The sequence below is a fragment of the Acidobacteriota bacterium genome (assembly GCA_029861955.1).
GTDB lineage: Bacteria > Acidobacteriota > Polarisedimenticolia > Polarisedimenticolales > Polarisedimenticolaceae > JAOTYK01.
In genome coordinates this window covers 1-5,745 of the sequence record JAOTYK010000076.1, presented here as the reverse complement: position 1 = coordinate 5,745, position 5,745 = coordinate 1, and the positions used below count along the sequence as shown (strand labels likewise).

1 protein-coding gene is annotated in these 5,745 nt (G+C 67.6%); it reads right to left on the bottom strand.

Annotation, left to right across the window (positions count from 1 at the left end):
* On the bottom strand, positions 1-5,745 hold a 5,745-nt coding region (locus OES25_17330), incomplete at both ends, for an immune inhibitor A (GenBank protein MDH3629401.1).

Below are 5,745 nucleotides of genomic sequence, written 5' to 3'. Positions count from 1 at the left end.
CGTTGCCCGTACAGGTCGTCGGCGAGGCGTCCGGGACAACGTCGACGGCCAGCTTGCAGCCGGCTTGCGTGGTGCACCCTCCCGGCAGCCACACGTTCGTGACCTCGATGTCGTCGACGTGCCAGCCGATGGTCGGATCCGGAAAGAAGTTGTGGCTCGTGAAGTGGAATCGTATCTGTACCGTCTGGTCGGCGTAGGCGGACAGGTCGACGCTCCAGGGCGCCCAGGGATAGTAGGCCCCGAAGGAATCCTCCCAGGCGAGGTCGCAGAGGATGTTGTTGTTGTAGTACTCCGGGTAGCCGCCGACGGGCGCCACACGCGTCCAACTGGCGCCGCCGTCGTTGGTGACCTCGATCGTACCCGCCGCCCACAGCCAGGCGTCGGCCGGGCCCTCGAAGTCCGACCAGAAGCTCAGCATCGAACCCGAACCGAGGGTCAGGGGCGGCGTCACCAGGTTGTCGCAGCGGTCGTTGTCATTGGGCGCGAAGTAGCTCTTCGGGGGGCTGTGGGCATCGTCGCTCGAGACGGTCCACATCGGGTTGGCGATCATCCGGGCGACTCCGCTGTCGCCGGCGTCGTCGAACCACGTGCCGAGGACCGGGGGCTGCTGCGACGGCGCGGCGCCGAGCTTGACGGTGTTGCGGTCCTCGAGCCCGGTGCCGCACGTCCCGCCGCCGCCGCCGATGCGCCGGTCCTCCGCACGCACCGCGTAGTAGTAGGGGTTGCCGGCGTCAACATCGAGGTCCGCGTAGCCGGTCGTCTCGAGGCACGAGGCGACCAGGTTCGCCGGTCCCGGAACGAAGTCGGGGTCCGTACCGCGGTAGACGTTGTAGACGAGATCGGGGTACTGGCCGCAAGCCGACGTTGCCGGGTCCCATGCGACCGTGATGCCGCACGTGGCCGCGCCGTCGTCGGTGACGCTCTTCACGCCGTCGAAGACCGGCGGCGCGGTGCACGATGGTGCTGCGTTGCTGCAGCCGTCCGCGTCGTCCATCACGTTGGTGATCCGGATGTCGTCGATCGACCAGCCTTCGCGGACATCGTTCGGATCCCGTGTTCCGTAGTGGAAGCGGATCACGATCTTCCTGCCCTGGTACTGGACCAGGCTCGCACTGTATTGCGTCCAGGAGGGGTGGTAGCCCTCGTACCCATGCTGCTCGAACGGCAGGCAGGCGATGAAGGTGTTCCAGATGTTGGTGCCCGGCGTGAGATCCAACGGCGCCCAGGTCGCTCCGCCGTCGATACTGATGTCGACCATCGCGGAGGATTCGCGCTCGTCGTTCGTGTTCATCGACGACCAGAAGGTCAACTCCGAGGTCGCGTCGAAGTCGAGCTGGATTTCGGGCGTCGTCATTGCGATGCAAGTGTCCGTCGATGCCCCGGAGTTGTAACTCGCGCTTCCGGAGTACGCCCGATCCAGCGTGATGTTCCACGACCCCTCCAGCACCATCCGCTGCGGGAAGCCGTCGCCGGCGCTGTCCAGGAAGGTGCCGGGCGTGAGGCTTCCGGTGGCCCGGGCCGTCCATTCGACCCCGTTGGTTTCCTCGTTGCCGCCGTTGCAAGGGCCGCCGCCCCCGAACGTCGTATCCTCGGCCCGCACGATGTAGCTGTAATCCCTCGAGGAGTCGGCCGAGAAGTCCTCGAACGACGTGCCCGTCACGCAGGCCGCGACGAGATTGGCCGGTCCGGGCGTGAAGCCCGGCGACGTGTCGCGGTAGACGGCGTACGTGACGCCGCCCGCGGTCGGGCAGTTGTTCCGGGCGGCCGACCAGTCGAGCCGGACACTGCAGGGATCGCGGAACGTGTTGCCGGCCGATTGCAGGCCCGCGAACGACGGAGGCACGCTGCAGGTCCCCGCCACCGCCGCGCTCACGCAGACCGACGGGGCCGACTCGCAGCCCGCGGCGTCGACCGCCGTGACCCGGTAGCTCCAGTCTCCGCCGCCGCCGGCGAGGGCGTCGAGGTGGGTCGTGGATGGTGCAGGCACGCTGGCGATCTTGTCGAACACGGCGACCGAGCAATTGCCCGCGCCGCGATAGATCTCGTAACGCACCGCCCCGCCGACGGGGTTCCAGTCCAAGTCGATCGTCTCGGGCGCGGTCGTGGTTGCTGAGACCGCGGGTGACGCCGGGAGCGACGCGCAGGCCGCCGAGCAGACCGCCCCGGCGCGGATCTCCACGTCGTCGATGTACCACGGATTGATGGAGTTGTAGGTCGGGTCCGATCCGAAGAGGAAGCGGATCCGCACGGACCGGCCCACGTACGGCAGCAGATCCCACTCGTACCGGGTCCAGACGTCGGGGGAGCCGAACCCCGTTCCGGCAAGGGCCGTGCAGGCATCCGTGTAGGGGGAAATGGAATTCGGATACCCCGCGATCGGTTCGATCGTGGTCCACGGGCCGTCGTCGGCGGAGATCTGGACGACGCCCACATTGTAGGCGTCTATCTCAGGCGGCGGCCCCATGAACTCGAACCTGGTCCACAGCGAGAGGAACGCGCTCCCATCGGCCGGGAGCATCACCGGTGTCGCCATCGCCAGCGATTCGCAGACACCGTACTCGTCGTCCAGCATGGCGGACTGCGTTCCGGACAAAGCCTGAGCGGTCGAGCCGACCCAACGGCTGGTTCCCGTCCAGTTGCCGAGCCCGCTCTCGAAGTCATCGAAGAACAGTGTGCCCACGGCACCGGACGGCGTGACGAACAGTTCCACGGTGTTCGAGTCGAGGTTGCCCGAGTTGCACGCGCCCTGGCCGTTGATCGTCGCGTCCTCCGACTGCACGACGTAGTAGTAGGGCGAACCGTCGCCGTAGGCGGTCGTGTCCGCGTAGTTCGTCCCGTTCACGCAGCTCGCGATGCGGTTCTGCCAGGAGGGTGTGAATCCGGGAGTCGTCGAGCGATACACGGAGTAGGTGACGTCGTTGCCCACCAGGCACCGCGACCCGGCCGCGCTCCACGACAGCGAGACCGAGCAGGGATCCGTCTCGTTGTTGGTCACGGCCTGCAGGCCCGGGAAGACCGGCGGATCGGCGCATGTCGGCATACTGTTGAGGCACAGGCTGCCCCCCGGACCCTGAGGAACGCTGACCGCTCGCCTGACGTTGCCTTCCTCGATGCCGCTGTTGCAGACGCCGGAACCGCCGATGCCGCTGTCCTCGGCCCGGGCGACGTAGTACTCGGGAATGTCGAAGCTGACGTCGTTGTCCGTGAACGACGTCCCCGGCTGGCAACTCGAGACCAGGTTCTCCGGCCCCGGAACGAAGTCCGGAGCCCGGCTCTTGTAGACGTTGTAGCTGACTGCCGGGTTCGAGGTGCACCCCGCCGTGGCGGGATCCCACTGCAGTGTCGCCGAGCAGGGATTGGTTCCGGTCGAGGTGCCGGAAACCCCGCGGAAGACCGGTGGGTCGGCGCAGGTCGGCGACGAGTTAAGACAGCCCTCGGGCAGCCAGACGTTGGTGACCTGGATGTCGTCGACAAACCATCCCTCGCGGCCAGACGGGACCGGGAGACCGGCGGAGCCGAAGCGGAACCGGAACTGAATCGTCTGGCCGCTGTAGCCGGGGTACAGGGGAAAGGTGCCAGGTGCCAACGGGGGAAGGTAGCCACCGAGCTCGACGAACCACTGGTTCCAGCCGCCGAGGTCGAAACCGCCGAAGGCCCGCTGGTAGGCGCCGATGCAGTCGTTGCCGCCTCCCGGCGTCGTGATCGGGTAGTTGTTCCAGCCGCCCGGCTGGTAGGGAGACACCTTGGTCCAGGTGATGCCCCCGTCGTTCGACACTTCGATGATGCCCGCGTCGACCCAGGAGATGTCCATGCGGTCCCAGGACCAGAAGGACAGGACCGAGTCCGTACCGAGCGTGAGCGGCGGCGAGGTGATCGAGGCGCAGACGCCGCCCTCGTAGGTCGTGGAGCCGGGCTTCGCCGACTGGTAGCTGGTGGCGCCGTACGGCGTGTGGTTGTTGTAGGTCGAGATCTGCCATTCGGGCGGAACCGACATCGCCGGCGCGTAGGTGTCGCCGGCGTCGTCGATCCAAGTGCCGAGAACGGTGCTCGGGCCGGTCGGAACGGCCCAGGCCAGGAAGCTGTTGTCGTCCTGGTTTCCGCCGTTGCACGGCCCGTCGCCGTTGGTCGAGGCATCCTCGGCGCGCACCGCGTAGTAGAACGTCTGCCCGTAGCCGGCCTCGGTGTCGACGTAGGACGTGCCGGTCAGGCAGGTCGCGATGCGGTTCGACGGCCCCGGCGCGAAGGAGGGATCCGTACCGCGGTAGATGCTGTAGGTGTTCGCCGGAAAGGCGCCACATGTAACCTCGGCCGGCGCCCAGCTGACGGTGACGGAGCACGGGTTGGTCGACGCGTCGTTCACGGCCGCGACCGCGCCGGTGAAGACGGGCGGCACATCGCAGGCCGGGTCGGGGTTCTGACAGGTGGTCGGCGCCTGGACGTTGTCCACGGCGATGTCGTCGAGGAACCAGCCCTCGTAGAGGTTGCTCAGACCGCCGAAGTCGTCCGAGACGAACCGGAAGCGGAACTGGACCGTCTTGTTGTCCAAGATTGCCGGGATCGGGATCTGGTGATCCCTCCAGTCGAGAATCCAGTTCGTGAACATCGGGACCGACGGGTTCGCGCCGCCCGGGGCGCAGTAGTCGTAGCCGAAGCCGGTCGAGTTGGAGGAGTCGTTGATCCGCTCCCAGGTCCAGCCGCCGTCCGCCGAGACCTCGACGATGCCTCCATCCGGACCGAGGAGGTAGTAGTCGAGCGCCTCGTAGTCCCTGAACGAGAGCGTGGAGCCGACTCCGAGCTCGATCGGCGGCGTGGTCATCGACGAGCACATCTGCCCGGGGTAGGGGATGAGCGTGGAGGCCCAGTAGCTGTGCCCCTGCGACACGCCGACCGTGCCGTTGTGGAGATCCGTGATCGACCACTCGTTGGGGAGGAGCATTTGCTGCGATTCGAGGTCGCCGGCGTCTTGTGTCCAGACGCCCGGCACCGAGGGCCCGCCCGGCGTGCTGCCGATTCGGACGAGATTCGGATCCTCGTTCCCGCCGTTGCACGGCCCGCTGCCGCCGGGGGCAGAGTCCTCCGCCTGCACGACGTAGTAGTAGTTGCGCCCGAAGAAAACGTCCGGGTCGGACCAGGAGGTTTCGGTCACGCAGGCCGCGACGCGGTTGGAGGCGTCCGGTACGAAGTCGGGGTCCGTGCCGCGGTAGACGCCGTAGGTAATCGCGGAGTACAGGGTGCAGCGCGATTGGGCGGCGTCCCACGAGACCGTGAGCGAGCAGGTGGCACCCCCGTCCCGGCTGACTGCGCGCGCGCCGTCGAAGTCGGGCGGCGCCGAGCAGGTCGGCGAGGGGTTGGTGCACGTCACCGGGAGCAGGACACCGGTGACCGTGACGTCGTCGATCCACCATCCCTGGCCGACCCAACTGGGATCGGTCGCGTAGAGGAAGCGTACGACGACGTCCTGGCCCTGGTAGGCCGAGAGGTCGATCGTCTGCTCGATCCAGTCCAGGGTCGGCTCCGCGAAGTTCACGTTGCCGTAGCCGGCCGTGTCCGCACCGACGCAGGTGCCCGACCCGCCGAGCTTCGGATACCCCGTGGCCGGGGTCAGTCGTGACCAGTTGTCGCCGCCGTCGGTGCTGATCTCGACGACGCCCAGGTCCTGCCACCAGTGGATGTCCCAGGCCGTCCAGAAGGTCAGCACCGAGCTCGCCGCGGGGTCGAGCCGCAGCACCGGCGTGGTCAGCGCGG